Source organism: Streptomyces sp. NRRL F-5123 (assembly GCF_000721495.1).
In the GTDB taxonomy this organism is placed as follows: domain Bacteria; phylum Actinomycetota; class Actinomycetes; order Streptomycetales; family Streptomycetaceae; genus Actinacidiphila.
Window position 1 is genome coordinate 201,913 of sequence record NZ_JOHY01000006.1, and the last position, 24,630, is coordinate 226,542.

At 73.7% G+C, this 24,630-nt stretch carries 20 protein-coding genes and 1 tRNA gene; 8 read left to right on the plus strand and 13 right to left on the minus strand.

Annotated features, from left to right (window positions below):
- Window positions 1–183 precede the first annotated feature (183 nt).
- From galT to IH54_RS0108250, 4 genes are all read left to right on the plus strand, one after another.
- Window positions 184–1,257, plus strand: a complete 1,074-nt coding sequence (galT, locus tag IH54_RS0108235; RefSeq protein ID WP_031514361.1) for a galactose-1-phosphate uridylyltransferase — start codon at window positions 184–186, stop codon at window positions 1,255–1,257.
- Complete coding sequence (gene galE / locus IH54_RS0108240) at window positions 1,254–2,282, plus strand: UDP-glucose 4-epimerase GalE (protein ID WP_031514362.1); 1,029 nt, start codon at window positions 1,254–1,256, stop codon at window positions 2,280–2,282. The genes galT and galE overlap by 4 nt, the downstream gene beginning before the upstream one ends.
- Entirely contained in the window at window positions 2,279–3,430 is a 1,152-nt protein-coding gene (galK, locus tag IH54_RS0108245; RefSeq protein WP_052397200.1) for a galactokinase, read from the plus strand. The genes galE and galK overlap by 4 nt, the downstream gene beginning before the upstream one ends.
- Before the next feature lie 297 nt (window positions 3,431–3,727).
- Entirely contained in the window at window positions 3,728–4,525 is a 798-nt protein-coding gene (locus tag IH54_RS0108250; RefSeq protein WP_031514364.1) for a response regulator transcription factor, read from the plus strand.
- Here IH54_RS0108250 and IH54_RS0108255 read toward each other — a convergent pair.
- The gene (locus tag IH54_RS0108255; protein ID WP_031514365.1) at window positions 4,484–4,981 is read right to left on the minus strand and encodes a MarR family winged helix-turn-helix transcriptional regulator; all 498 of its coding nucleotides are present in this window, start codon (window positions 4,979–4,981) and stop codon (window positions 4,484–4,486) included. The genes IH54_RS0108250 and IH54_RS0108255 overlap by 42 nt on opposite strands.
- A gap of 135 nt (window positions 4,982–5,116) precedes the next feature.
- Between IH54_RS0108255 and IH54_RS0108260 the strand changes: the two genes are divergently transcribed.
- The gene (locus IH54_RS0108260) at window positions 5,117–5,938 is read left to right on the plus strand and encodes a trans-aconitate 2-methyltransferase (protein WP_031514366.1); all 822 of its coding nucleotides are present in this window, start codon (window positions 5,117–5,119) and stop codon (window positions 5,936–5,938) included.
- A gap of 57 nt (window positions 5,939–5,995) precedes the next feature.
- Here the strand turns inward: IH54_RS0108260 and IH54_RS0108265 are convergent, their stop codons facing one another.
- The 6 genes from IH54_RS0108265 to IH54_RS0108290 all read right to left on the minus strand — a co-directional run bounded on the left by IH54_RS0108265 (window position 5,996) and on the right by IH54_RS0108290 (window position 11,075).
- Complete coding sequence (locus tag IH54_RS0108265) at window positions 5,996–6,490, minus strand: hypothetical protein (protein ID WP_031514367.1); 495 nt, start codon at window positions 6,488–6,490, stop codon at window positions 5,996–5,998.
- Between the two features lie 62 nt (window positions 6,491–6,552).
- Window positions 6,553–7,146, minus strand: coding sequence for an aminoacyl-tRNA hydrolase (pth, locus tag IH54_RS0108270; protein WP_031514369.1), 594 nt, complete (start codon window positions 7,144–7,146; stop codon window positions 6,553–6,555).
- Between the two features lie 103 nt (window positions 7,147–7,249).
- Window positions 7,250–7,876, minus strand: coding sequence for a 50S ribosomal protein L25/general stress protein Ctc (locus tag IH54_RS0108275; RefSeq protein WP_031514371.1), 627 nt, complete (start codon window positions 7,874–7,876; stop codon window positions 7,250–7,252).
- Window positions 7,877–8,215: 339 nt separating this feature from the next.
- The gene (locus IH54_RS0108280; protein ID WP_031514373.1) at window positions 8,216–9,193 is read right to left on the minus strand and encodes a ribose-phosphate diphosphokinase; all 978 of its coding nucleotides are present in this window, start codon (window positions 9,191–9,193) and stop codon (window positions 8,216–8,218) included.
- A gap of 245 nt (window positions 9,194–9,438) precedes the next feature.
- Window positions 9,439–10,893, minus strand: coding sequence for a bifunctional UDP-N-acetylglucosamine diphosphorylase/glucosamine-1-phosphate N-acetyltransferase GlmU (gene glmU, locus IH54_RS0108285; RefSeq protein ID WP_031514375.1), 1,455 nt, complete (start codon window positions 10,891–10,893; stop codon window positions 9,439–9,441).
- Window positions 10,894–11,004: 111 nt separating this feature from the next.
- Window positions 11,005–11,075, minus strand: a tRNA-Gln gene (locus IH54_RS0108290).
- A 221-nt stretch (window positions 11,076–11,296) separates the two neighbouring features.
- Between IH54_RS0108290 and IH54_RS0108295 the strand changes: the two genes are divergently transcribed.
- Both IH54_RS0108295 and IH54_RS0108300 read left to right on the plus strand, forming a co-directional pair.
- Window positions 11,297–12,289 carry an acyl-CoA desaturase gene (locus IH54_RS0108295; protein WP_031514378.1) on the plus strand — a complete coding sequence of 331 codons (993 nt, stop codon included), beginning with the start codon at window positions 11,297–11,299 and terminating at the stop codon, window positions 12,287–12,289.
- 7 nt (window positions 12,290–12,296) lie between these two features.
- Entirely contained in the window at window positions 12,297–13,022 is a 726-nt protein-coding gene (locus IH54_RS0108300; protein WP_234343411.1) for a TetR/AcrR family transcriptional regulator, read from the plus strand.
- An 81-nt stretch (window positions 13,023–13,103) separates the two neighbouring features.
- Here IH54_RS0108300 and ppc read toward each other — a convergent pair whose 3' ends face one another.
- Window positions 13,104–15,872, minus strand: coding sequence for a phosphoenolpyruvate carboxylase (ppc, locus tag IH54_RS0108305; protein ID WP_031514381.1), 2,769 nt, complete (start codon window positions 15,870–15,872; stop codon window positions 13,104–13,106).
- 305 nt (window positions 15,873–16,177) lie between these two features.
- Here ppc and IH54_RS0108310 point away from each other — a divergent pair, with 305 nt between their 5' ends.
- Window positions 16,178–17,509, plus strand: coding sequence for a sensor histidine kinase (locus IH54_RS0108310; protein ID WP_031514383.1), 1,332 nt, complete (start codon window positions 16,178–16,180; stop codon window positions 17,507–17,509).
- A 108-nt stretch (window positions 17,510–17,617) separates the two neighbouring features.
- Here IH54_RS0108310 and IH54_RS0108315 read toward each other — a convergent pair whose 3' ends face one another.
- From IH54_RS0108315 to IH54_RS0108335, 5 genes are all read right to left on the minus strand, one after another.
- On the minus strand, window positions 17,618–18,583 hold the full coding sequence (locus tag IH54_RS0108315) for a hypothetical protein (protein WP_052397201.1): 966 nt from the start codon (window positions 18,581–18,583) through the stop codon (window positions 17,618–17,620).
- A gap of 249 nt (window positions 18,584–18,832) precedes the next feature.
- Window positions 18,833–21,589 carry an SUKH-4 family immunity protein gene (locus IH54_RS0108320; protein WP_031514387.1) on the minus strand — a complete coding sequence of 919 codons (2,757 nt, stop codon included), beginning with the start codon at window positions 21,587–21,589 and terminating at the stop codon, window positions 18,833–18,835.
- A 7-nt stretch (window positions 21,590–21,596) separates the two neighbouring features.
- On the minus strand, window positions 21,597–22,610 hold the full coding sequence (locus IH54_RS0108325) for an HNH endonuclease (protein WP_031514388.1): 1,014 nt from the start codon (window positions 22,608–22,610) through the stop codon (window positions 21,597–21,599).
- A 152-nt stretch (window positions 22,611–22,762) separates the two neighbouring features.
- The gene (locus IH54_RS0108330; RefSeq protein ID WP_159011713.1) at window positions 22,763–23,497 is read right to left on the minus strand and encodes a hypothetical protein; all 735 of its coding nucleotides are present in this window, start codon (window positions 23,495–23,497) and stop codon (window positions 22,763–22,765) included.
- Window positions 23,498–23,729: 232 nt separating this feature from the next.
- Complete coding sequence (locus IH54_RS0108335) at window positions 23,730–24,455, minus strand: sensor domain-containing protein (protein ID WP_031514392.1); 726 nt, start codon at window positions 24,453–24,455, stop codon at window positions 23,730–23,732.
- Window positions 24,456–24,630: the final 175 nt, after the last annotated feature.

Consider the following 24,630-nt stretch of genomic DNA (forward strand, 5'->3'; position numbering starts at 1 on the left):
CGCATCAGCGGGGGACCGCTCACGCATCTGTTCGTCTTTGTTTGGTTGTGCCCGAAACGGATCCGCAGCCCCGTACTGATCAACACGTCAACTTCACCCATGCCCGCGCATTGACTGCACTGTTGTGTCATGATTCATTGTGTGCGGTTCTGTTGGGTGATTGTGGTGTGAGGGGTCAGCAGGGTGAAGAAGACGACGACCCGGCTCGCGGACGGCCGTGAACTCATCTATTACGACGGGGACGTGCGCCCCGGTGGCGCGGCCGCGCCCGTCCGCGAGGCCGTCGACCGCCGCCCCCTGGAGCCCGTTTCCACCCACTCCGAACTCCGCGAGGACCGGCTGCTCGGCGACACCGTGGCCATCGCCTCGCACCGCCAGGGCCGCACCTACCACCCGCCCGCAGACGAGTGCCCGCTGTGCCCGTCGCGCGAGGGGCGGCTCAGCGAGATCCCCGACAGCGATTACGAGGTCGTCGTCTTCGAGAACCGCTTCCCCTCGTTCGCCGGGGGGGCGGGGCGCTGCGAGGTGGTGTGCTTCACCTCCGACCACGACGCCTCCTTCGCCGACCTCACCGAGGACCGCGCCCGGCTGGTCCTCGACACCTGGACCGACCGCACCCTGGACCTCTCCCGGCTGCCCGGCGTCGTGCAGGTCTTCGCCTTCGAGAACCGCGGCAAGGAGATCGGCGTCACCCTCGGCCACCCGCACGGCCAGATCTACGGCTACCCGTTCGTCACCCCGCGCACCTCGCTCATGCTGGGCACCCTGGCCGCGCACCGCGAGCGCACCGGCCGCAACCTCTTCGACGACGTCCTCGCCGACGAGACGGCGAAGGGAGCGGTGGACGGCAGCCGGGTCGTGCTGGCCGCCGAGCACTGGGTGGCGTTCGTCCCGCACGCCGCCCACTGGCCGTACGAGGTGCACCTCTTCCCGCGCCGCCGGGTGCCGGACCTGATCGCGCTCGACGAGGACGCGCGGGCCGAATTCCCGCGCGTCTACCTGGAACTGCTGCGCCGCTTCGACCGGATCTTCGGCCCGGACCAGCCGCCCACCCCGTACATCTCCGGATGGCACCAGGCGCCCTTCGGCATCCCCGAACGGCGCGATTTCGCCCTGCATCTGGAGCTTTTCACGATTCGCCGTACATCGGGCAAGCTGAAGTACCTTGCGGGGTCCGAGTCCGGTATGGGCGCCTTCATCAACGACGTCCCGCCGGAAGCCGCCGCACAGCGACTGCGAGAGGTAGCGAGCACGTGACCGAGAATCCCAGGAAGCTGCTGGTCACCGGAGGCGCCGGATACATCGGCGGGGTGGTGGCCGCCCGGCTGCTGAACGCCGGGCACCGGGTGACGGTGCTGGACGACCTGTCCACCGGCTTCCGCGCCGGGGTGCCGGAGGGCGCCGACTTCGTCGAGGGGCGCATCCAGGACGCCGCCAAGGTGCTGGACCCCAGCTACGACGCGGTGCTGCACTTCGCCGCCTTCTCGCAGGTCGGCGAGTCCGTCGCGGACCCGGGCAAGTACTGGCGCAACAACGTCGGCGGCACCATGGACCTGCTGGACGCCATGCGCGACGCCGGGGTGCGGACCCTCGTCTTCTCCTCCACCGCCGCCACCTACGGCGAGCCGGCGGCCGTCCCCGTCACCGAGGACGCACCCACCGCCCCCACCAGCCCGTACGGCGCCAGCAAGCTCGCCGTCGACCACATGATCGGGGCCGAGTGCACCGCCCACGGCCTGGCCGCGGTGTCGCTGCGCTACTTCAACGTCGCGGGCGCGTACGGCGGCCAGGGCGAGCGGCACGACCCCGAGTCGCACCTCATCCCGCTGGTGCTCCAGGTCGCCCAGGGCCGCCGCGAGGCCGTCGCCGTCTTCGGCGACGACTACCCGACGCCCGACGGCACCTGCGTGCGCGACTACATCCACGTCGCCGACCTCGCCGACGCCCACCTGCTGGCCCTCACACATGCCCACCCGTCGCCCACCACCACCCTTGCCGGAGACGCTGCGCGTCGCCCTGTTCAAGCCGGCGAGCACCTGGTGTGCAACCTGGGCAACGGCAGCGGCTTCTCCGTCCGCGAGGTCATCGACACCGCCCGCCAGGTGACCGGGCACCCCATCCCCGAGACCGCGCAGCCGCGCCGCGCCGGCGACCCCGCCGTGCTCGTCGCCTCCGCGCAACGCGCCCGCGACCGGCTCGGCTGGCAGCCCGTGCGCACCGATCTGGCCGGCATCGTCCGCGACGCGTGGACCTTCGCCCAATCCCTGCAGGAGGACGCATGACCGACGGCCCCGGCACGCCCGACGACCTCGGCATAGCCTTCAAGGAAGCCTTCGGACGCGACCCCGAGGGCTGCTGGTCGGCACCCGGACGGGTGAACCTGATCGGCGAGCACACCGACTACAACGACGGCTTCGTGCTGCCCTTCGCCCTCGACCGGACCACCCGCGCGGCCGTCGCCCGGCGTGACGACGGCCTGCTGCGGCTGGCTTCCGCCGACATGGCCGGCGGGGTCGTCGAACTGCGCCTGGACGACCTCGCCCCCGGCAACGACGCGGGCTGGGCCACCTACCCCGCCGCCGTGCTGTGGACGCTGCGCGAGGCCGGCCACCCGGTCGGCGGCGCCGACATCCACTACGCCAGCACCGTGCCGGTCGGCGGCGGTCTGTCCTCCTCCGCGGCCCTCCAGGTCGTCACCGCGCTCGCCCTCGCCGACCTGCACGGCGTCGACCTCCCGCGGCAGGAGCTGGCGCTGCTGTGCCAGCGCTCGGAGAACGTGTACGTCGGCGCGCCGGTCGGCGTCATGGACCAGACCGCCTCGGCGTGCTGCACGGACGGCCACGCCCTGCACCTCGACGTGCGCGGCCTGGTGCAGCGCCAGGTCCCGCTGGACCTCGCGGCGGCCGGTCTGACGCTGCTCGTCGCCGACACCCGCGTCAAGCACGCGCACGCGGACGGGGCGTACGCCCGGCTGCGGTCCGGGTGCGAGGCCGCGGCGGCCGAACTCGGCCTCGCGGCGCTGCGGGACGTGCCCTACGAGGGCCTCGACGCCGCGCTCGCCGCCCTGTCCGGCGAGCGGCTGCGCCGGCTGACCCGGCACGTCGTGACCGAGAACCGGCGCGTCGAGGAGGTCGTCGCCCTCCTCGACGCAGGGCGCGTCGCCGACGTCGGGCCCGTCCTGACGGCCGGTCACGCCTCGCTGCGGGACGACTTCCAGGTCTCCTGCCCGGAGATGGACCTCGTGGTCGAGGCCGCGGTCGCCGGCGGGGCGCTCGGCGCGCGGATGACCGGCGGGGGCTTCGGCGGCTCCGCTGTCGTCCTGACCCCGACCCCTGCGGTCCCCGCCGTGACCTCCGCGATCCTCGCCGCCCTCCCGGGCGCCCGCGTCTTCGAGGCCGCCCCCTCGCCGGGGGCGCACCGGCTGAGCTGAGGACGCCCCGCCGGGGGCGCGTTTCCCCGCGCTCCCGGCGGACATTCACCCGGCGTGGCCGGAGAAACCGCTTACCAGGCGGGACATGCCCGTCCTGAAGGGCAACTTGCGCCAAGACGGCGCCATTCCGTCGGGGAACCCCTACGCTTTTCCCACAACGCCGGTGGGGGCCGGCGTTCATCAGGGGGCGAGACGCAGGGATCCGGCCCCGTCCGCGGGCGGCGGCCCGCGGTACGGGACCGGGTCCCACGCGAGGCCCCGCCACTGGGGGAGTGCCGTACACCGGGAGTGGTGTCCGTGGGACGAATCCGCGTTCTCGTCGTCGATGACCACCGCATCTTCGCCGAGTCGCTCGCCGCCGCGCTCGCGGCGGAGTCAGACGTCGACGTGTCGGCGGCCGGCAGCGGCCCCGCCGCACAGCGCTGCCTCGACCGGGCAGCGGTCGACGGCCGCCGTTACGACGTGCTGCTGGTCGACGCCGACCTGGGCACCGCGCCGCGGGGCCGGCCGGCACTGGCGTCCGTACCGCCGCCGTCGGCGCTGCGCGCGGCCGAGCCGCGCGATCCGGTGCTGGACGGGCTCGCGCTGGTCGAACGGGTGCAGGCCGAGCACCCGGGGACGCGCACCGTCGTGCTGGCCGAGCGCGACGACCCGCGCCGCGCCGCGTCCGCGCTGCAGGCGGGGGCGTCCGGGTGGGTCGCCAAGGACTGCTCGCTGTCGCGGCTGCTGGCCGTGGTGCGCGGGGTGCTGCGGGACGAGACGCATCTGCCGCCCGCGCTGCTGACCGGGGTGCTGCGGGAGCTGACCGCGGCCCGGCGGCACCGCACCGAGAGCGAGCAGCTCGTGGAGTCGCTGACGCCGCGCGAGCAGGAGGTGCTGCGCTGCATGGTCGCGGGACTGGGCCGCAAGGCGGTCGCCGAGCGGCTGTTCCTGTCCCCGCACACGGTGCGGACCCATATGCAGAACGTGCTGGGCAAGCTGGGCGTGCACTCCACGCTGGCGGCCGTGGCGCTGGCCCGGCGGGCCGGGGTGGGCCCGGTGGAGCTGGCCGCCTCAGGTGGGGACGTTGTCGAACGGCGCGGTCAGCTGTCGTAGCAGACCCGCCAGTTCCGCCCGCTGGGCCTGGGTGAGTTCGCCCAGGATGGCGCGTTCCTGGGCGAGCAGTCCCGCCAGGGCCCGGTCGGCGCGGTCCTGGCCGGCGGGGGTGAGCCGAACGAGCACCCCGCGCCGGTCGGAGGGGTCGGGGAGCCGTTCGACGAGGCGCTTCTCGGCGAGCCGGTCGATCCGGTTGGTCATCGTGCCGGACGTGACGAGGGTCTGCGTGAGCAGTTGCCCCGGCGAGAGCTGGTACGGCGTCCCGGCCCGCCGCAGCGCGGTGAGGACGTCGAACTCCCAGGACTCCAGCCCGATCTCCGCGAACGCCAGCCGCCGGGCGCGGTCCAGGTGCCGTGCGAGCCGGCTGACCCGGCTGAGCACTTCGAGCGGTTCGACGTCGAGGTCGGGGCGCTCTCGGCGCCATGCAGCGACCAGCCGGTCGACCTCGTCCTCCATGGAGATCAGTGTAGTAGGTCTGTCGATATGAAGTCTCTTGACATCAAGATATCCCCGGGTGGAGCCTGGAGCCGGAGAGATGAACCTCGCGCTCCGTTTCGGCAGCGGTTCCGTACCACCCAGGGAGTACGAACGATGCACGCCAGCCCGACGTGGGATCCCCACCAGTATCTCCACCACTCCACCCACCGCACCCGCCCGTTCCTCGACCTCCTCCACCGCATTCCGGAACTGCCCGGCGGCGGCTCCCCGCGGATCGCCGACATCGGCTGCGGGCCCGGCAACGTCACGGTGCTGCTCACCGACCGCTGGCCCGGCGCCCGCGTCACCGGCTTCGACAACTCGCCCGAGATGCTGTCCGCCGCGCAGCAGTACGCCGGGCCCACCGCCGGCGGTGGCACCCTGGACTTCCGCAGGGCCGACGCCGCCGACTGGACGCCCGACGAGCGCTACGACCTGATCGTCTCCAACGCGGCACTCCAGTGGGTGCCCGGCCACGCCGACCGCTTCGCCGACTGGCTCGACCGCCTCGCCCCCGGCGGCACCCTCGCCTTCCAGGTGCCGGGCAACTTCACCGCGCCCAGCCACGCGCTGCTCGCCGAGCTGTGCGAATCCCCGCGCTGGCGCGACCGGCTGGACGGCCACGGGCGCCGGTACGTCCACATTCTCGGCCCCGCCGGCTACCTGGAGCGCCTGACGGAGCTGGGCTGCGCGGAGGTGGACGTCTGGGAGTCGACGTACGTGCAGCTCCTCCAGGGCGAGGACCCGGTGCTCGACTGGACCAAGGGCACCGCCCTGCGCCCCGTCCTGACCGCGCTGGGCGGCGATCCGGACGCCGCCCGCGAGTTCGTCGGGCAGTACCGCGACCTGCTGCGCAAGGCCTACCCGCCGGGCCCGCACGGCACGGTCTTCCCCTTCCGCCGCATCTTCGCCGTCGCCCGCACGCACGCCCGTTGACGGGCGGGGCGGGCCCCGGGACCCCGCGCAGGGGGTACGGGGCCCGCCCCGGCGGCGTCACAGCGTCAGGAAGGCCCCGGCCAGCAGGGCCGCGCCGAGCCCGCCGAGCGCCCAGGCGGTGCGGTACGCGCGCAGCCCGCCGGCCAGCACGAACGCGGCGAGCAGCAGTCCGCCGCCCAGCGGCACCCACGCCCACAGCACCCCGCCCCAGCCGGCCCGCACGACGGTGTCGGTGCCCGGTTCCACCGCGACCGGGATCCTCGCGCCCGTGGTGTGTCGGATCGGCAGGCTGATGGTGACCTTCGGCCGCGCGACCGCGCTGCCCTTCGGCGCGAAGGGGCCGGTACAGGTGGAGTCGCCGCAGTTGGCCAGGGTCATCGTGCCGTGCTCGCGGCCCTTGGTGAGCATCACGTGCTGCGCGGTCCGCCAGGAGTCCCAGGCGCCCGACACCACCAGCAGCGCCGCGGCGAGTGCCACGGCCACCACCCGGGCCAGCAGCACCAGCCCCCGGGCGCCCTCCGCCGCACGGCGGGACCGGCTCCGTTCGACCATGCGGGTGATCCTTGGCCATGGCGTGCCGCCGGGTCAACCTCAGGTGCCGGCTCCGCCGCCCGTCAGCCGTTGTACGTGCTCTGCGCCCGCTCCAGGCCTTCGGTGACGAGCGCCTCGACGGCGTCGGCGGCGCGGTCGACGAACCACTCCAGCTCCTTGCGCTCGGTCGAGGAGAAGTCCTTGAGGACGAACGCGGCCACGTCCATCCGCCCCGGCGGGCGGCCGATCCCGGCCCGCACCCGCAGGTAGTCGGGCCCCATCGCCTTGGTGAGCGACTTCAGCCCGTTGTGCCCGTTGTCGCCGCCGCCGAGCTTGAGCCGCAGCGTGGCGTACGGGATGTCCAGCTCGTCGTGGACGGCGATGATCTGCTCGGTCGGCACCTTGTAGAAGTCCCGCAGCGCGGTGACCGGACCGCCGGAGACGTTCATGTAGGACATCGGCTTGACCAGCACCACCCGGCGGCCCGTCGGCCCGGGCGGGCCGATGCGGCCCTCGAGGACCTGGGCCTGCGCCTTGCCGGAGCGCTTGAAGCTGCCGCCCATCCGGGAGGCCAGCAGGTCGGCGACCATGAAGCCGATGTTGTGCCGGTTGCCGGCGTACTCGGGGCCCGGGTTGCCCAGCCCGGCCACCAGCCAGGGCGCTGTGCTGTCGCTCATCGACTCTCCAGGGGTGCGGGGGTCCACCCGGTCCGGGCCGGGGGTGAGACACGGCCGCCGCCGTACCCCGGGACAGGGTACGGCGGCGGCCGCAGCGGCAGACTCAGGCCTCGTCGGCGGGGGCCTCGTCGGCGGGGGCTTCCTCGGCGGCGCCCTCGGCCTCCTCCTCGCCCTCCTCGGGGGCCTCCTCGGCCTGCGCGGCCACGACCTGGATCACCACGGCGTCCCCGTCGACGGCCAGCGTGGTGCCCTTGGGCAGCGCGATGTCCTTGGCCAGGACGGAGGCGCCGGCCTCCAGGCCCTCGACGCTGACGGTGACGCCCTCGGGGATGTGGGTCGCCTCGGCCTCGACGGGCAGCGCGGCCAGCACGTGCTCCAGCAGGTTGCCGCCGGGGGCCAGCTCGCCCTCCGCGGTCACCGGGATCTCGACGTTGACCTTCTCGCCGCGCTTGACCGACAGCAGGTCGACGTGCTCGAGGAAGCCCTTGATCGGGTCGCGCTGCACGGCCTTGGGGATGACCAGCTCGGACTTGCCGTCGATCTCCAGCGAGATCAGGACGTTCGCGGTGCGCAGCGCGAGCAGCAGCTCGTGGCCGGGGACGGAGACGTGCTTGGGCTCGGCGCCGTGGCCGTAGATGACGGCGGGGACCTGGTCGGCGCGGCGGATGCGGCGCGCGGCGCCCTTGCCGAACTCGGTGCGCAGCGCGGCAGGGATCTTGACCTCGGACATGAGGTTCACTCCTCGTGGTGGCAGACGGTACGGTCGCCCGGCCCCGACGGGCCGATCCACGGTTCACGAGGAGCGCGTCGATAACGGAGCCGGATTCCGGACCGTGAAACGCGTCCGGGGCCTCCCTCGCCGAGCAACGCGGACAGCGTAACCGGCGGGAAGGCCCCGGGCGAAATCGATCAGCGGCGGCAGTCGGTCGAGGAACGGGAATCGATCAGCGGCGGCAGCCGATCGAGGACGGGAATCGATCATCGTCCATCGATGGGAAGCGGACGAGAATCGATCAGCGACAGGCGCGCAGCGGTGCGGGCGTACCGATTCTGCGGATGCCCGCGCGGATCAGTGCGATTCCTCGAAGAGGCTGGTCACCGAGCCGTCCTCGAACACCTCGCGCACCGCGTTGGCGATGGTCGGCGCCATCGACAGCACCGTGATCTTGTCGATGGCGAGCTCGGCCGGGGTCGGCAGGGTGTCGGTCAGGATGAACTCGCTGACCTTCGAGTTCTTCAGCCGGTCGGCGGCCGGCCCGGACAGCACGCCGTGCGTGGCCGTCACGATGACGTCCTCGGCGCCGTTGGCGAAGAGCGCGTCCGCGGCCGCGCAGATGGTGCCCGCAGTGTCGATCATGTCGTCGACCAGCACGCACACCCGGCCCTTGACGTCGCCGACGACCTCGTGGACGGTCACCTGGTTGGCCACGTCCGGGTCGCGGCGCTTGTGCACGATGGCCAGCGGCGCGCCCAGCCGGTCGCACCAGCGGTCGGCGACCCGTACCCGCCCGGCGTCCGGCGAGACGACGGTCAGCTTGTCGCGGTCCACCTTGGCGCCCACGTAGTCGGCCAGCACCGGCAGCGCGAACAGGTGGTCCACCGGGCCGTCGAAGAAGCCCTGGATCTGGTCGGTGTGCAGGTCGACGGTGAGGATCCGGTCGGCGCCCGCGGTCTTGAACAGGTCGGCGATCAGCCGCGCGGAGATCGGCTCGCGTCCGCGGTGCTTCTTGTCCTGCCGCGCGTAGCCGTAGAAGGGGACGATCACGGTGATGCTGCGTGCCGACGCCCGCTTCAGGGCGTCCAGCATGATCAGCTGTTCCATGATCCACTGGTTGATGGGCCGGGTGTGGCTCTGGATCAGGAAGCAGTCGGCGCCGCGCGCGGACTCCTGGAACCGGACGTAGATCTCGCCGTTGGCGAAGTCGAAAGCCTTGGTCGGCACCAGCTCGACGCCGAGTTCCCGTGCCACCGCCTCCGCCAGATCGGGGTGTGCGCGGCCGGAGAAGAGCATCAGTTTCTTCTCACCGGTCGTCTTGATCCCGGTCACTGCACCGTCTCCTTGGTGTTCGACTGGTGTTCGACACAGCGACACCCGGAAGCGGGCGTGCTGGCGGAATTGTGTGCACCCCACACGGTACGCCCCCTCCGGCGCATGTGTGCACCTCGGAGGGGCCGATGAGACAGCCCTCACTCACCCGCCGCCCGAGGTCGCGGCAGCGGGTGTCTGCGCTGCGGAAAGCCGCAGGTGGGTGGGGGAGTGAAGGGGGAGAAGGGAGAAGGGAGGGGTGCGGCTCAGTCGTCCGGCTGGGTCTCCCGGGCCCGCTCCGCGGCCTGCGCGGCGGCGCTGCCGGGGCGCTTGCGGGCGACCCAGCCCTCGATGTTGCGCTGCTGCCCGCGGGCCACCGCGAGCGAGCCCGCCGGCACGTCCTTGGTGATCACCGAGCCGGCCGCGGTGTAGGCGCCGTCGCCGACCACCACGGGCGCCACGAACATGTTGTCCGAGCCGGTCTTGCAGTAGCTGCCGATGGTGGTGTGGTGCTTGGCCTCGCCGTCGTAGTTGACGAAGACGCTGGCCGCGCCGATGTTGGTGTACTCGCCGATCGTCGCGTCACCCACGTAGCTCAGGTGCGGCACCTTGGTGCCCTCGCCGATCGAGGCGTTCTTCATCTCGACGTACGTGCCCGCCTTGGCGCCCTTGCCGAGCCGCGCGCCGGGGCGCAGGTACGCGTACGGGCCGACGTTCGCCTCCGGGCCGATCTCGGCCTCCTGGGCGACGGTGTTGGACACCCGCGCGCCCTCGCCGACGGTCGTGTCGGTCAGGGTGCAGTTCGGGCCGACCTCCGCGCCCGCCGCCACCCGGGTGGCGCCGAGCAGCTGGGTGTTGGGGTGGATCACCGCGTCGGGCTCCAGCACCACGCCCGCGTCCAGCCAGGTCGAGGCCGGGTCGACGACCGTCGCGCCGCCCAGCATCGCCTGGTGCAGCAGCCGGTCGTTGAACACCCGGCGGGCCTCGGCGAGCTGCACCCGGTTGTTGACCCCGGCGATCTCCCGGTGGTCGGCCGCGGTCCAGGCGCCGACCCGGTGGCCGGCCCCGCGCAGGATCGCGAGGGTGTCGGTCAGGTACTCCTCGGCCTGCGAGTTGTCGGTGGTGACCTTGGTGAGGGCCTCGGCGAGCAGCGCGGCGTCGTACGCGTAGACGCCGGAGTTGATCTCGGTGATCGCCTGCTGGTCGGGGGAGGCGTCCTTCTGCTCCACGATCGCGGTGACCTGGCCGTCCGTCACGTCCCGCACGATGCGGCCGTAACCGGTCGGGTCGGGCACGTGCGCGGTGAGCACGGTGACCGCGTTGCCGTCGGCCTGGTGCGCGGACACCAGTGTGGCCAGCGTGTGGGCGGTCAGCAGCGGGGTGTCGCCGTAGGTCACCACCAAGGTGCCCTCGGGGGTGGCGCCGCGCCGGGCGAGCTCCTCCAGGCCGATGCGGACCGCGTGCCCGGTGCCGTTCTGCTCCTCCTGCACCGCCGTCAGCGCGTCCGGGTCCACCGCCGCGAGGTGCTCGGCGACCTGCTCGCGCCCGTGGCCCACGACCACCAGCAGATGCTCGGGGTCCAGCTCGCGCGCGGCGGCGACCACATGGCCGAGCAGGGAGCGGCCGCAGATCGGGTGCAGCACCTTCGGGGTGGCCGACTTCATGCGCGTCCCCTCACCCGCGGCGAGGACGACGACGGCAGCCGGACGTGTGGGGCTCACAGGGAGAACTCCTGGGCTTCGGGAGCGGGACCCCCGCAGAATACCCAGGCCCCCCGGGCCGGGCCATCCGCGCTCCACACACTCGCCCGGCCTACCCGCACCGGACACCTGCTCCGCCGCCAGGACTCGAACCCGGACTTAAGGCACCAAAAGCCCCAGTGCTGCCATTACACCACGGCGGATCAACTCGGCCTCCCCGTCGACCAGGTCGGGGCGACGAGGCGGTCGCTCCCATCATGCCGCACCGGACATGGTGCACGCGACGGAGATCAGGGTAAGCATCGATCGGCGCCCGCCCGACACGGTCCTGTCGTGCGCGGCATGCCGCTGCAATACTTACGGCAGCGTAGGTTACGCGTAACCGCTGATTGCAGCCCCCCTCCTCCATCCGACAGGGACAGACATGACCACACAGACAGACGTGAGGCCCGAGTCCCGGGAACCGGATCCCGGGACGACACAACAGGAGTCGCCGAGCGCCACCCGCGGTGGTGAGAGCAAGCGCTCGATCGAGCAGATCGCGCTGCTGCTGTTCATCTGCATCCCCTTCGTGGCGCTGGCCGCCGCGGTGCCGCTGGCCTGGGGACGCGGGATGAGCTGGCTCGACCTGGGCCTCATGGTGGGCATGTACTTCCTGGGCTGTCACGGCATCACCATCGGCTTCCACCGGCACTTCACGCACAGCTCGTTCAAGGCCAACCGCCCGCTGAAGATCGCGCTGGCCATCGCCGGCTCGATGGCCGTCGAGGGCCCGATCGTGCGCTGGGTCGCCGACCACCGCAGGCACCACAAGTTCAGCGACGCCGAGGGCGACCCGCACAGCCCCTGGCGCTACGGCGAGTCGCTCCCGGCCCTGCTCAAAGGCCTGTGGTGGGCGCACATGGGCTGGCTCTTCGACGAGGAGCAGACCCCGCAGCAGAAGTACGCCCCCGACCTGATCAAGGACCCGGCGATCCGCCGCATCTCCCGCGACTTCTGGCTCTGGACGGCGCTGTCGCTGCTCATCCCGCCGGTCGTCGGCGGCCTGGTCACCATGTCGTGGTACGGCGCCTTCACCGCGTTCTTCTGGGGTTCGCTCGTTCGGGTGGCGTTGCTGCACCACGTGACCTGGTCGATCAACTCCATCTGCCACGCCGTCGGCAAGCGCCCGTTCAAGTCCCGCGACCGCTCCGGCAACGTGTGGTGGCTGGCGGTCCTGTCCTGCGGCGAGTCCTGGCACAACCTGCACCACGCCGACCCCACCAGCGCCCGGCACGGCGTGCTGCGCGGCCAGATCGACTCCAGCGCGCGCCTCATCCGCTGGTTCGAGATGGCCGGCTGGGCGACCGACGTGCGCTGGCCCACCGCCGACCGGATCGCCTCCCGGCGTAAAGAAGACGTAAGCGAAGCGGCATGATGGGGGCGTGAGCGACGGGAGACAGCCCAGGGCGACGACGACCGGCAGGGCGACGGCGGCCCGCGGACCCGCCGAGGCCGCCGCCCCGCCCCCCTCGGGACCGACCGCACGCCGTACCCGGCGGGTCCGCATGACCGGCAAGGAACGCCGCGAGCAGCTCCTGGACGTGGGCCGCACGCTGTTCGCCGAGCGGGGCTACGAGGCCACCTCGGTCGAGGAGATCGCGCACAAGGCCGGGGTGTCCAAGCCCGTGGTCTACGAGCACTTCGGCGGCAAGGAAGGCCTCTACGCCGTGGTGGTCGACCGCGAGATGCGCCGGCTGCTCGACATGGTCACCGGCGCCCTCACCGGCGGCCACCCTCGCGAGCTTCTGGAGCAGGCGGCCTTCGCGCTGCTGGACTACATCGAGCGCTTCACCGACGGCTTCCGCATCCTGGTGCGCGACTCGCCCGTCGCACAGTCCACCGGCACCTTCGCCTCGCTCATCAGCGACATCGCGACCCAGGTCGAGGACATCCTCGGCCACGAGTTCAAGCAGCGCGGCTTCGACCCCAAGCTCGCCCCGATGTACGCCCAGGCGCTCGTCGGCATGGTCGCGCTGACCGGCCAGTGGTGGGTCGAGGTGCAGCGCCCGAAGAAGTCCGAGGTCGTCGCCCACCTGGTCAGCCTGTCCTGGAACGGGCTGTCGGGCCTGGAGCCCAAGCCCCGGCTGGTCGGTCACCGCAAGAGCTGAGCGCCGCGCCCCGCACGGCGAGGAGCCGCCCCCCGGTGCGTACCGGGGAGCGGCTCCTCGCCGTGTCCGTGCGCGCCGGCGTCAGCCGGTGTTGCGCAGGCCCGCCGCGACGCCGTTGACGGTCAGCAGCAGGGCGCGGGACAGCAGCGGGTCCGGCTCCTCGCCGCGCGCGGCGGCCTCCCGCTGCCGGGCCAGCAGCGTGACCTGGAGGTACGAGATCGGGTCCAGGTACTGGTCGCGGATCCGGAAGGTCTGCGCCAGCACCGGGCTCGCCGCCAGCAGCTCCGACTCACCGGTCAGGCGCAGCACCTCGCGCACCGTCAGCTCGTGCTCGGTCTCGATCGCCTCGAAGACGTGCTTGAGGTCGTCGGGGACGAGCGAGTCGACGTAGTGGCGGGCGATCCGCAGGTCGGTCTTGGCCAGCGTCATCTCGACGTTGGACAGGAAGTTGCGGAAGAAGTGCCACTGCCCGAAGGCCTCGTCCAGCACCCCGTCCAGGCCCGCCTCGCGCGCCGCCTTCAGGCCCGAGCCGACGCCGTACCAGCCGGGGACGATCTGCCGGGACTGCGTCCAGCCGAAGACCCAGGGGATCGCCCGCAGGCCGTCCAGGCCGGCGCCGGAGTCCGGGCGGCGGGACGGGCGCGAGCCCAGGTGCAGCTCGCCGAGCTGGTCGACCGGGGTGGAGGCGAAGAAGTACTTCGGCAGGTCGGGGTCGTCGACGAGCTTGCGGTAGGCGCCGTTCGCCGCCTCGGAGACGATGTCCATCGCCGCGTCCCAGCGCGCCAGCGCCTCGTCGGACTGCCGCGGAGCGGTGTGCAGCGCGGACGCCTGGAGCGTCGCGGCGACGGTCAGTTCCAGGTTCTCCCGGGCCAGCGACGGGATCAGGTACTTGTCGGAGATGACCTCGCCCTGCTCGGTCACCTTGATCTCGCCCTCCAGGGTGCCCCACGGCTGCGCGAGGATCGCGGTGTGCGAGGGGCCGCCGCCGCGGCCGACCGTGCCGCCGCGGCCGTGGAAGAGCCGCAGCCGCACGCCGTGCCGGTGCGCCACGTCGCGCAGCCGGCGCTGCGCCCGGTGGATCTCCCACTGCGAGGTCGTGATGCCGCCGAACTTCGAGGAGTCGGAGTAGCCGAGCATGACCTCCTGCACGTCGCCGCGCAGCGACACCAGCCGCCGGTAGGACGGGTCGGACAGCATCTCGTCCAGCAGCTTGTCGGCGATCTTCAGCTCGACGGTGGTCTCCAGCAGCGGCACGATGCCGATCTTGGCGACACCCGCGTGCAGGTCGATCAGGCCCGCCTCGCGCGCCAGCACCGCGGCGGCGAAGACGTCGTCGGAGCCGAAGCACATCGAGATGATGTAGGACTCCATCACCTCGGGGCCGAAGCGCTCGAAGGCCTCGCGCATGGTGTGGAAGACGCCGAGGGTCTTGGCGCCGGCGGCGTCCAGCGGCGCCGGGGTCGGGGCCAGCGGGCGGCGCGAGCGCAGCTCCTTGGCGAGCAGCTTGCGGCGGTAGTCGCGCGGCATGTCGGCGTAGCGCCAGGACTCCTCGCCGAGCCGGTCGAAGAGCTGGCCCAGCGCGTGGTGGTGGGCGTCGGCGTGCTCGCGCACGTCCATCGTGGCGAGCTGCAGGCCGAACGCGGACAGGGTGCGGACGGTGCGGTCCACCCGTCCCTCCGCGATCAGCCCGCCGCGGTGGGCGCGCAGCGACTCCTGGACGAGCTGGAGGTCGGTGAGCAGCGCGGCCGTGCCGAGGTAGTCCCGGCCGGGGACGTGCGGGGTGCCGGTGGCGAGCCGCTCGCGGGTGTTGATCAGCTTCTGCCGGATGCAGGTCGCCTTGAGGCGGTAGGGCTCCTCGGCGTTCAGCCGCTTGTAGCGCGGGCTGATCTCGGGCAGTGCGACCAGGTCGGTGGCCAGCGAGTCCAACAGCTCGTCGCTCGCGCCGGAGTTGCGGATCGAGTTCGACAGCGCGCCGCGCAGGTCGTCGACCAGCTCCAGGGCGTCGGTGATGCCGTGCTCGTGCTGCAGGATCAGCACGTCCCAGGTGACCTCGGGGGTGACGTTGGGGTTGCCGTCCCGGTCGCCGCCGATCCAGGTGCCGAACGTCAGCGGCCGGGTCTCCGGCGGCAGCGGCACCCCGACCCGCTCCAGCTCCGCCGCCAGGTCCTCCAGCACGTCGCCGACCGCGCCGGCGTGCAGCTCGTCGAGGTAGTAGATCGCGTTGCGCGCCTCGTCGGCCGGCTCCGGGCGCACCACCCGCAGCTCGTCGGTCTGCCACAGCAGGTCGATGTTCTCGGCCAGCCGCAGGTCGGCGCGCCGCCGGTCGCCCGTGCTGCCCTCGCCGTTGCCGTGCCCGTCCTCCAGCAGCTCGGCGATGCGGCGCAGCTTGTTCAGCACCGAGCGGCGGGCGGCCTCGGTGGGGTGCGCGGTGAAGACGGGGCGGACGTTGAGGTTGCGGACCGTCTCGCGTACGTGCTCGGGGTCGCCGTCCTTGAGCAGGTCGGCGGTCTGGGCGAGCAGGCCGCCCTCGGCCGCGCGCCGGGAGCGCAGCTCGCGCCCGCGGTGGACCTGCTCGGTGACGTTGGCGAGGTGGAAGTAGGTGGAGAAGGCGCGGACCAGCTTCGCCGCGGTCTCCAGATCGGTCTCGCCGAGCAGTGCGGCGGCGGCCTCCCCGTCGCTGCGGGTCAGCGCGCGGACCTTCTCGACGAGGTCGAGGAGCTCCTGCCCTTCCTGGCGCACCAGGGTGCCGCCCAGCAGGTCTCCCAGGCGGCGGATGTCGGCACGGAGGGCGGAACTGGTCGCGGTACTGCTGGCGGTACTGCTGTCCGGGGCGGTGTCGGCGCTGCTCACAGGTGCGGCTCCTTGTGCAGTGGTGTGTGGACGGCGTACTCGCGGACCGCGCTGTCCGGCCGTTCCAGGATAGGTCGCGGCCCGCCCGCCGAGACGCCCAGCCCACGTGCCGGACACCTGGGGTCCCGCCCGACCCGGTGCGCACGGCTGCCGGGGCCCTCGCCGGACCGCTGCCGCGACCGCTGCCGGGGGTGCCCGTGGAGGCGGCTGCCGGGTAGCCGTGGGGTGCCGGAGGGGCCCCGGGGCGCGGGCGCGGCTGGTACGTGCCCCTTACGTCCGGGCGTCCACCGCATACGCTGGACGCCATGAGTACGACGGGGGCGCACGTACCGGACGACGGCGCCGGAGGAGGCGCGGCAGGCAGCACAGCGGCACAGGTGCTGCTCCCCGCCGGATGGTGGTGGTGGCAGCGGCGGCGCAGCTTCCTGCTCGACGCGACCCTCGCCGCAATCTCCGCGATCGAGTGCGCCTTCGAGGGCGGCACCTTCGCCGACCGGGTCGGCGTCCCCGCCTTCCTCGGTGCGCTGATCGGCGTCCTGGTCGGCGGCGTCCTGCTGCTGCGGCGCCGGTGGCCGGTCGCGGTGGTGCTGGTCGGCATAGCGATGACGCCCGCGCAGATGGGCTTTCTGCTCTCCCTCGTCGGCCTCTACACCCTCGCCGCCTCCGAGGTGCCGCGCCGCATCACCGCCGCCCTGGCCGGGATGAACGGATTCGGCACGATGCTGGTCGCCGTCATCCAGTTCCAGGACAACCTGGACGGCTCCGACGACGGCAGCGCGCTGCGGATGCCCGTCACGCTCTTCGTCTCCATCCTCATGGCGCTCGGCCTCACCGGCCCGCCGGTGCTCCTCGGCCTCTACGTACGCGCCCGGCGCCGCCTCGTGGAGAGCCTGCGCGAGCGGGCCGACGGCCTGGAGCGCGAGCTCGAACTGCTCGCCGAGAAGGCGGCGGAGCGCGCCGAGCGGGCGCGGGCGGAGGAGCGCACCCGGATCGCGCGCGACATGCACGACGTCGTCGCGCACCGGGTGAGCCTGATGGTCGTGCACGCCGCCGCGCTCAAGGCCGTCGCCCTCAAGGACCCGCGGAAGGCGTCCGCCGGCGCGGAGCTCATCGGCGACATGGGACGGCAGGCGCTCACCGAGCTGCGCCAGATGCTGGGGGTGCTGCGCACCTCGGAGGCCGCCTCCCCGGCCGCCTCCCCCGCACCCGTCCCGGACCGGCCCGTCTCCCGGGAGGAGGAAGAGGGCCCGACGCTGGCCCGGCTCGCGGCTCTGGTGGAGGAGTCCCAGGCGGCGGGCATGGGGGTCGAGCTGACCGTCGAGGGCGCGAAGCGGCCGTGCGGTGCGCGCATCGAGGCAACCGTCTACCGCGTGGTCCAGGAGGCCCTCACCAACGTCCGCAAGCACGCGGCGGGCGCGAGCGCGGTCGTCCGCCTCGCCTACCGCGAGGCCGAGGTCGCCGTCCTCATCACCAACGGCCCCTCCGACGGCACCCCCCAGACCGCCCTCCCCGGCGGCGGCCACGGCCTGACCGGCATGCGCGAACGCGTCACCTCCCACGGCGGCGGCTTCGCCGCCGGCCCCACCCCCGACGGCGGCTTCCGCGTCTCCGCGATGGTCCCCCTCCAGAACGCCTGACCCGCCCGCCGCCGTGCGCGGGGAACTGCGCGCCCGGCCCCCACGGAGCGGGGATCCGCGACGAGCGGCGGGCGCAGCCCGCAGGGCAGAGCCCCGAGGGCGCGGCCCTCAGGACGAGAGGCCCGGGGGGCGCGGGTCGCGCCCGGTGAGCGTGGCCAGCGCGGTGCGGATGTGCGCGAGATGAGCCCTGATCTCATCGCGTCGCACCTCGTGCTCCCGCAGAACCCGCTCGCTCTCCCTCCGCACCCTCTCCTCGTGCGTCCGCGCCTGCGCGAGTACCGCCGCGGCCCGCCGCTCCGCCTCCGCCTCCCGCGCGCGCAGCGCCTCCTCCGCGGCGGTGCGCTCGCGGTGCGCCGCGTCGAGCCGCCGCTCGGCGTCGGCGAGCAGATCGCCGAGCCTGCTGTCGGCCCCGGCCTCGCGCTCGGCGAGCTCCCGCTCCAGCGCCTCCAGCCGGGTGCGCCGGTCCTGCTCGCCCTCCGCCGCCAGGCGCTCCGCGTCGTGCCGTACGGCCTCCAGCGTGCGGCCGGCCTCGCCGCGTACCGCTTCCGCCTCGGCGCGCGCCTGGCCGAGGATGTCGGCGGCCCGCGCGCACGCCGCGTCGAGCATCCGCTCGGTCTCGTCCTCGGCGGCTGCGAGCCGCGCGGAGGCGGCGGCGCGGGATTCCTCCTGGAGGGTGCGCCGCGCGGTCTCCGCGGCGTCCCGTGCGTACTGCGCCTCCGTCTCGGCCCGTTCGCGTACGGCCGCGGCCTCCTCCTCGACGAGCCGCACCAGCTCCTGCGCGCCGGGGCCGAGGGCGTCGAAGGCCGAGGACGGGAGCGCGTCGAACTGCCGGCGCAGCGCCGCGTGCTCGGCCTCCATCTCGTTCGCGAGTTCGCTGAGCCGGGTGGCCCGCTCCCACGCGGCGTCGCGGTCCTCGGACAGCTCCTCGAGGAAGCGGTCGACCTGCTCCGGCCGGTAGCCGATGCCGCGCCCGCGCACCCGCCGGACGGGCCCGGCGCCCCCTGCGTCCCCGGCCTCGTGGACGCCCGCCCCCGCCGTGGACGTCCCCGCCGATGCGGTCGTGTCGCTGCTCATGCGTCTGCCCCTTCGCCGCCGGCGTTCCGCGTCCCGCTGCCGCGCCCATCTCCTCTTTATGGCTTATGACCGAATTGTAGGATTCGGGGTGCCCCGACCGCCCGCCTCGTACGGGCATCCGTGCACCGGACCTCCGGCAGAGTCCTACCCGGCACCTACCCGGAAAACGGCCGGGGCCGGGGGGAAGGGCCGAAAGCCCTCCCGCCCGGCCCCTGACGGCGGACCGCCGCCGTGCCGTGCCGCCCGCCGCTACAGCAGCCCGTCCCACATCTGCTCGATGAGCACCGACCACCAGTTGTCGGGCGAGGCGATGGCCGCCGGGTCCTGCGCGGCCAGCTGCGCCTGGAAGTCCACCGTCCAGTGCCCGGCCTGCTCGGGCGTGAGCCCGATCCGCAGCCGCCACATGCGCCCGAGCAGCGCCATGCAGCGGGCGAACTCCGGCAGGCTCGAATTCACGAACTGCGGTGCCGCGGGCGGCGACCCGGGCGGGCCCGCCTCCAGCGGCAGCGCCACGATCTGCGCGGTGCCGTACTGCACGCACAGCTGGCGCCCGAAGTCGTTGCCCATCACCAGGTACGAGCCCGCGTCCGCGACCGGCTGCACGCCGCGCCCCGCGGCCAGCTCGGCGAGCGTCGGCACCGGCTGGCCCGGCTGCGCCTGCGCCCAGAAGAACGGCCCGAAGTCGATCGGCAGCCCGGCCCACATCAGGGTCTGGGCCACGATGTCGGGCACGCCCTGCCGCGAGACGGCGCGCTGGTCGAAGCGGAAGACGCCCTGCGGGCCGAACGCGCCCGCCAGCTCCTGCCCGATCACGTCGAGCCCGACCGGCGGCACCCGCAGCACCGTGTGCGCGTCGGGCATCGGCACCCGCTGCGGCTGCGGGCGGGCGGGCGCGCCGGCCACCTGGTGCAACTCGCCCTGGTGCGTCAGCAGGTGCTGGACGCCCTGGCGGCGGCTCGCGTGGTCCCGGCCGTAGGGGGCGGTGTGGCTGATCCGCACCTGGGGCCAGGTCTCCCGGATCATCCGTGTGCAGTAGCCGCCGGGCAGGTCGCAGGACTCCAGCTCGGTGTGCAGTTCGAGCACCTGCTCGGGCCGCACGCCCGCCGACCGCAGCTCGTGCAGGATCTGCCACTCCGGATGCGGGGTGCCCGGCGCCGAGCGCCGGATCATCTGCTGCTCGCTGCCGTCGGCGCCGCGGTAGCGCAGCACCGCCATGTAGCCGGGGCCCACCGTCGGCACCGCGGCGTTCGGCTGCGGATAGCCGTACGCGGGGGCGGGCGGCGGCGCGCCGGTGCCACCCGCGACGTACGGGGCCGGGGGCGGCGGCGGGGTGCCGCCTCCGGCGGCGGGTCCGGCGAGCATGGTCGCGGCGTAGTGCGGGTCGTTGCTCGCGGGCGGCGGCGGGGGAGTGGCTGCCGCGCCGCCCCCCGCGTACGGCGGAGGCGGCGGCGGTGCGGACGGCCCCGCGGCGAAGGGCGCGGGCGTGCCCGCACCGGGTCCGGCGAGCATGGTCGCGGCGTAGTGCGGGTCGTTCGAGGCGGGCGGGGGCGTGCCGGTGCCGCCCGCGTACGGCGCGGGCGGGGGCGGCGGGGCGCCCTGGCCCAGCGGGGGAGGCGGCGGAGGCGCAGCCGAACCCCCTGCGTACGGCGCCGGGGGCGGCGGCGGGGTGCCCCCTCCGGCGGCGGGTCCGGCGAGCATCGTCGCGGCGTAGTGCGGGTCGTTCGAGGCGGGCGGCGGCGTGCCGGTGCCGCCCGCGTACGGTGACGGCGGGGGTGGCGTGCCCTGGCCCGCGTATTGCGGCGGGGGCGGCGTGCCCTGCCCGGCATAGGGCGCCGGGGGCGGTGTGCCCTGCGGCACGGACGGTGCGGACGGTGCGGACGGCCCGGGGGGAGCCGGAGGGGTGTGCCGGATCGGTGTGGCCTTGGCCGTTTCCATGCCCGCGATGTCCGCGGCGCCCTGCCCGCCGCCCCGCGCCGTCGGCGGGGGCAGCGGCACCGCGGGGCCGTCCGGCGCGGGGTAGGCGGAACCGCCCACGGTGTGCGGCACCCCGCCCTGGGCGGGCGGCGGTACCGGCGGCCCGGACTGCGCCGGGGGCGGCAGCGCCGGTCCGGACTGCGCCGGGGGCGGCAGCGTCGGCGGCAGCCCGCTGCCGGCGGGCAGCAGCTTTGTCCTGGCCTCGGAGGTCTCGGGAGCGGGCGGCGCGTCGGGGAGGTCCGCCCCGCTGATCGGCGGCGCGAAGACGGTCGCAGGCACGGGCACGGACTGGCCTTCGCCGGCGTCGCTGACCGTCTTGCCCGCCCAGCTCCCGCCGTCCTGCGGCTCCTGCGCTCCCTGCGGCTCGGGCGCCGGGTGCGCGGCCTGCGGCTGCTCCTGTGCGGGCACACCGGGCCGACGCACGTAGTCCACGCCGCCTGACGGCTCCTCCGCCCCAGCGGCGGGGACCGCATCGGCGACGGGCCGCCGTGTGTAGTCGACGCCCCCGGAGGACGCCCCGGCAGGTTGCGCGGCAGCCCCTCCGCCGGATTCCCCCGCGGAGCCGGAGCCGGAGCTGGAGCCGGAGCCGGAGCCGGAGCCCGCACCAGCACCCGTACCCGTACTTGTACTCGACCCTCCGGCGGAGCCGGACCTGCGGTCGGGGATGCCCATCCGGTCGGCGGCCTCCTGGAGCCACTCCGGCGGACTCAGCAGGAAGGACGTCGCCTCCAGGTCGATGCGCTGCGGCGGCTCGGGCGCCGTGTCCTGCGGCATGGCGCCGTACTCCTCCTCGTAGCGGCGGATCAGCTCGCCGACCGGAAGCGGTGGCCAGAGCGTGGCCTCACCGCTGTCCCGGGCGATGACCACCCGCAGCTGCGAGCCGTCGTCCGCCGGGCCGTCCTCGCGTGGCTCCGCCCACACGACGAAGCCGAGGTCGAACTCCCTGACCCGGATCTCGCGGTGCTCGTACGGCGGCACATCGCCGTTGATCCACCGCTCGGCGCGCTCCTGCGCCTGCGCGAAAGTCACCATGGCCGGCTCACTCCTCCACCTGGACGGCGGTGGCGAAGCCGCCGTCCACCATCAGATTCGCCACCGTCGCCAGCTCCGGCGGATTGCCCGCGAGGCGCAGCAGGAACGCGTCGATCGACTCGCCGCAGGGCAGCAGCAGCTCGGCGACCCGGTCGGCAGGGGAGTCCCAGCCGTCTCCGTCCCGCGCGTCGTCGTAGGCGCAGAACCACATCGTGCCGGTGTCCCGGCCCTTCACCTTCACCGCGAGCAGCCCGCCCTGGACGTAGCCGACGGCCAGGTAGTCCTTGGTCAGGTGGTCGCGCAGGCACTTGTTGACGTACACCAGGTCGTTGACCGCCGCGGCGTCGCGCACGGTGAAGAACGGCTGGTCGATCAGCAGCCCGAGGTCCGGGTCGAGGGCCACCCCGCGCGGCGCGCAGCCGCCCGCAGCCTTCAGGAAGGCCCGGTAGGAGCCCGGCAGCCGGTAGCCCAGCTCCTCCTCGACGTCCCGCACCTGCGCCTCGGTGACCGCGACGGCGTCGATGGGCAGTTCGAAGTGCACCGGCCGGGTCTCCTGCAGCGGGCGGGTGCCGCGTTTGGTGTGGTCGGCGACGGACCTCGCGAGCCCGCCGTGGTGCCGCAGGAGCGCCTTGACCTCGGCGGGGACCAGCTCCAGGCGCCGGGTGCCCGCCACGTGGTGCCACGTCCAGCCGTGCGGGGTGGCCACCGGGGGCAGGCTGGCCCACAGCTCGTGGCCCGCGGCGTGCAGCGCGGCGTTCGCCGACACGTAGTCCGTCAGCCGCAGCTCGTCGATGCCGAAGCCTTCGGGCGGCTCGGCTATCTCGGCCGCGGCACGGGCGAACGGCGAGAAGTCCGGGTGCCCTTCGGTGTCCACCCACACGCCCTGCGGGTAGCGCGCCGCGCGCACCGGGTCGGGGAAGTGCACGGCCTGGCCCGCGTAGGCCACATTGGGCGGCGCGGTCCGGGACTCCGCGCCGGAGCCGGGGGGCGCCGCCCCCAGCCCTTGCCGACCTGTCGTCATGACTGCTGCCCCCTGGTGCGTACGGCTGATGACCACAGCCTAGGGCCTGCGGCATGCCCGTTGACCGGCCAGTCGCCCGGTTGTGGACAACTCGTGAACCGCCCCGGCCACCGTGCCGACCGCCGCGCGCCGCCGCCGGCTCCGCGCCGGCCTCAGCTGCCCTTCGCGGCGTCGCGCAGCTTGGCCGCCTGCTTGACCGGAATCGATGTGCGCAGCTGGGCGGGCTTGTGGTCGGCCCGCACCGTCTCGTACGCCTCCGTGGTGTCCCCCACCCGCACGACCGTCACCAGCACCTCGCTCGTCGCGCCCTTGGTGGTCTCACCGATCACGTACGCGACGCGCTGGTCGCCCAGCCCCGCGTCGGCCGCCGCGGGGCGCACGGTGAAGTGGGAGGTGACGCCGCCGCGCACCACGGAGTAGGAGTGGCAGGCGGTGACGGCCGTTGTCAGGTCGTCCAGCACCTTGGCCGCGTCGCCCTTCTTGTAGGACGCGATGACGCTCAGCGAGATCGCCTTGGCGCCCTTGTCCTTGCCGGCGTCCGTGGTGTCGGTGACCATCGCGCCGGTGTACACCTGCCGCCGGTACTTGGGCTGGCTGGTCCACTGGTCCACGATCGGCTGGCAGGCGGCGGTGTCGGCCTTCTGCGCGTCCCCGAGCAGCTGCTGCTTGGTGCCCGCGGGCAGCACCTGCACGTGCGGGACGTCCGTCGAGGTGAGCAGCGCCGCGGTGAGGTTCGTCGTGCTCACCACGCCCTTCGCCACGTTCGGGGCGTCCTTGCCGTCGTCGCCGCTCCCGCAGCCCGCCACGAGCACGAGGACGGGCAGCAGCGCGGCCGCGGCCACGGCGCGGCTACCGGCCGGTAGGCGATGGTCTGCACGGATCGGCATCGATGCGTTCCCCTGGTGTCGTTTCGGCAGGGCCCGCGCGGCACATCTCCCCGTCCCGGGGGCGGCCTCCCGCGGGCGTCGGCCCGTTGCCGCGCGACTCTACGGCAACGGGCCCGGCACCTCCCCTGTGGGGCTGCTCACACCGCACCGCACGGCGGACGGTCCGCAGCCCCGCGACGGTCGTACCGCTGCCCGTACCGCAGCCCCGGCACGGTCGTCGTGCGCACCCCGGTCACTTGCGGGCCGCGAGCGCCTTCTTCAGCTTCTCGGCCTGCTTGCGCTCCGCGTCGACGGGCAGCGGGCCCGCGCCGCCCGCCGACTTCACCGACACGTACATCGTCACCGTGTCGCCGGTCTGCACCACGGACAGCAGTGCGGCGCCGGCCTTCTTGTCGGCCGTGTCGTTCATGATCCAGGACACCGCCTTGTCGCCGACCGGCACGGCCGGGCCCTTGGCGACCGTGAAGGGCGTCCTGGCCCCGGAGCTGTCGGTCGCGGTGAAGGCGGTGCAGCCCGCCAGCGCGGTCTTCAGCTCCGCCATGACCTTGTCGGCGTCACCGGGCGCGTGGCTGGCCACCAGCATCTGGTTGATGATCTCGGGAGTCGTGCCGGTCTTCGCCGTGGTCTTGGCGAAGGCCGCGCCGACGAAGGCCATCCGGTGGATCTTGGGATTGCTGCTCGTGACGTCGGCGAGCGGCTGGCAGACCGGCTTGTCGGCGGTGAGCGTCGAGGTGTCGGACGTGTCAGCGGTCTGCGAGGGCTGAACGGTCCAGCCGGGCAGGTCGGTATCGGTGATGAGCGCCTTGCTGAGCTGGTCCGTGGTCAGCGGCGCCTTGCCGCTGAGGACGTTCGGCGACTTGGAGTCGGGCTTGGGGGAGTCGTCGCCCGAGGAGCAGGCGGCGGCGAGCAGCAGCGCGGGCAGCGCGGCCGCGACGAGGCGGAGCCGGGTGGTGTGCATGGGGGTCACATTCCTGGTTCGGCGGCGGTGTGGGGGGACCCGCTGAGACGGGCCGACTGCTGATCCTCCCCGCCCTTCCTGTGCCGCGTCCATGCCGCGTCGGTCCGGGGCCCCTCCCGCGGCCGCCGAACGCCCCCGCCGTGCGCGGACCGTAACCGTCCGTGCCCCGCGCGCG

Coding starts and splice junctions, on each gene's coding strand:
- IH54_RS0108335 (WP_031514392.1), bottom strand. CDS start 24,455: ATGCACACCACCCGGCTCCGCCTCGTCGCGGCCGCGCTGCCCGCGCTG.
- IH54_RS0108260 (WP_031514366.1), top strand. CDS start 5,117: ATGCACGCCAGCCCGACGTGGGATCCCCACCAGTATCTCCACCACTCC.
- IH54_RS0108320 (WP_031514387.1), bottom strand. CDS start 21,589: ATGGTGACTTTCGCGCAGGCGCAGGAGCGCGCCGAGCGGTGGATCAAC.
- galK (WP_052397200.1), top strand. CDS start 2,279: ATGACCGACGGCCCCGGCACGCCCGACGACCTCGGCATAGCCTTCAAG.
- IH54_RS0108265 (WP_031514367.1), bottom strand. CDS start 6,490: ATGGTCGAACGGAGCCGGTCCCGCCGTGCGGCGGAGGGCGCCCGGGGG.
- IH54_RS0108310 (WP_031514383.1), top strand. CDS start 16,178: ATGAGTACGACGGGGGCGCACGTACCGGACGACGGCGCCGGAGGAGGC.
- IH54_RS0108315 (WP_052397201.1), bottom strand. CDS start 18,583: ATGAGCAGCGACACGACCGCATCGGCGGGGACGTCCACGGCGGGGGCG.
- IH54_RS0108255 (WP_031514365.1), bottom strand. CDS start 4,981: ATGGAGGACGAGGTCGACCGGCTGGTCGCTGCATGGCGCCGAGAGCGC.
- IH54_RS0108325 (WP_031514388.1), bottom strand. CDS start 22,610: ATGACGACAGGTCGGCAAGGGCTGGGGGCGGCGCCCCCCGGCTCCGGC.
- IH54_RS0108295 (WP_031514378.1), top strand. CDS start 11,297: ATGACCACACAGACAGACGTGAGGCCCGAGTCCCGGGAACCGGATCCC.
- IH54_RS0108275 (WP_031514371.1), bottom strand. CDS start 7,876: ATGTCCGAGGTCAAGATCCCTGCCGCGCTGCGCACCGAGTTCGGCAAG.
- IH54_RS0108330 (WP_159011713.1), bottom strand. CDS start 23,497: ATGCCGATCCGTGCAGACCATCGCCTACCGGCCGGTAGCCGCGCCGTG.
- pth (WP_031514369.1), bottom strand. CDS start 7,146: ATGAGCGACAGCACAGCGCCCTGGCTGGTGGCCGGGCTGGGCAACCCG.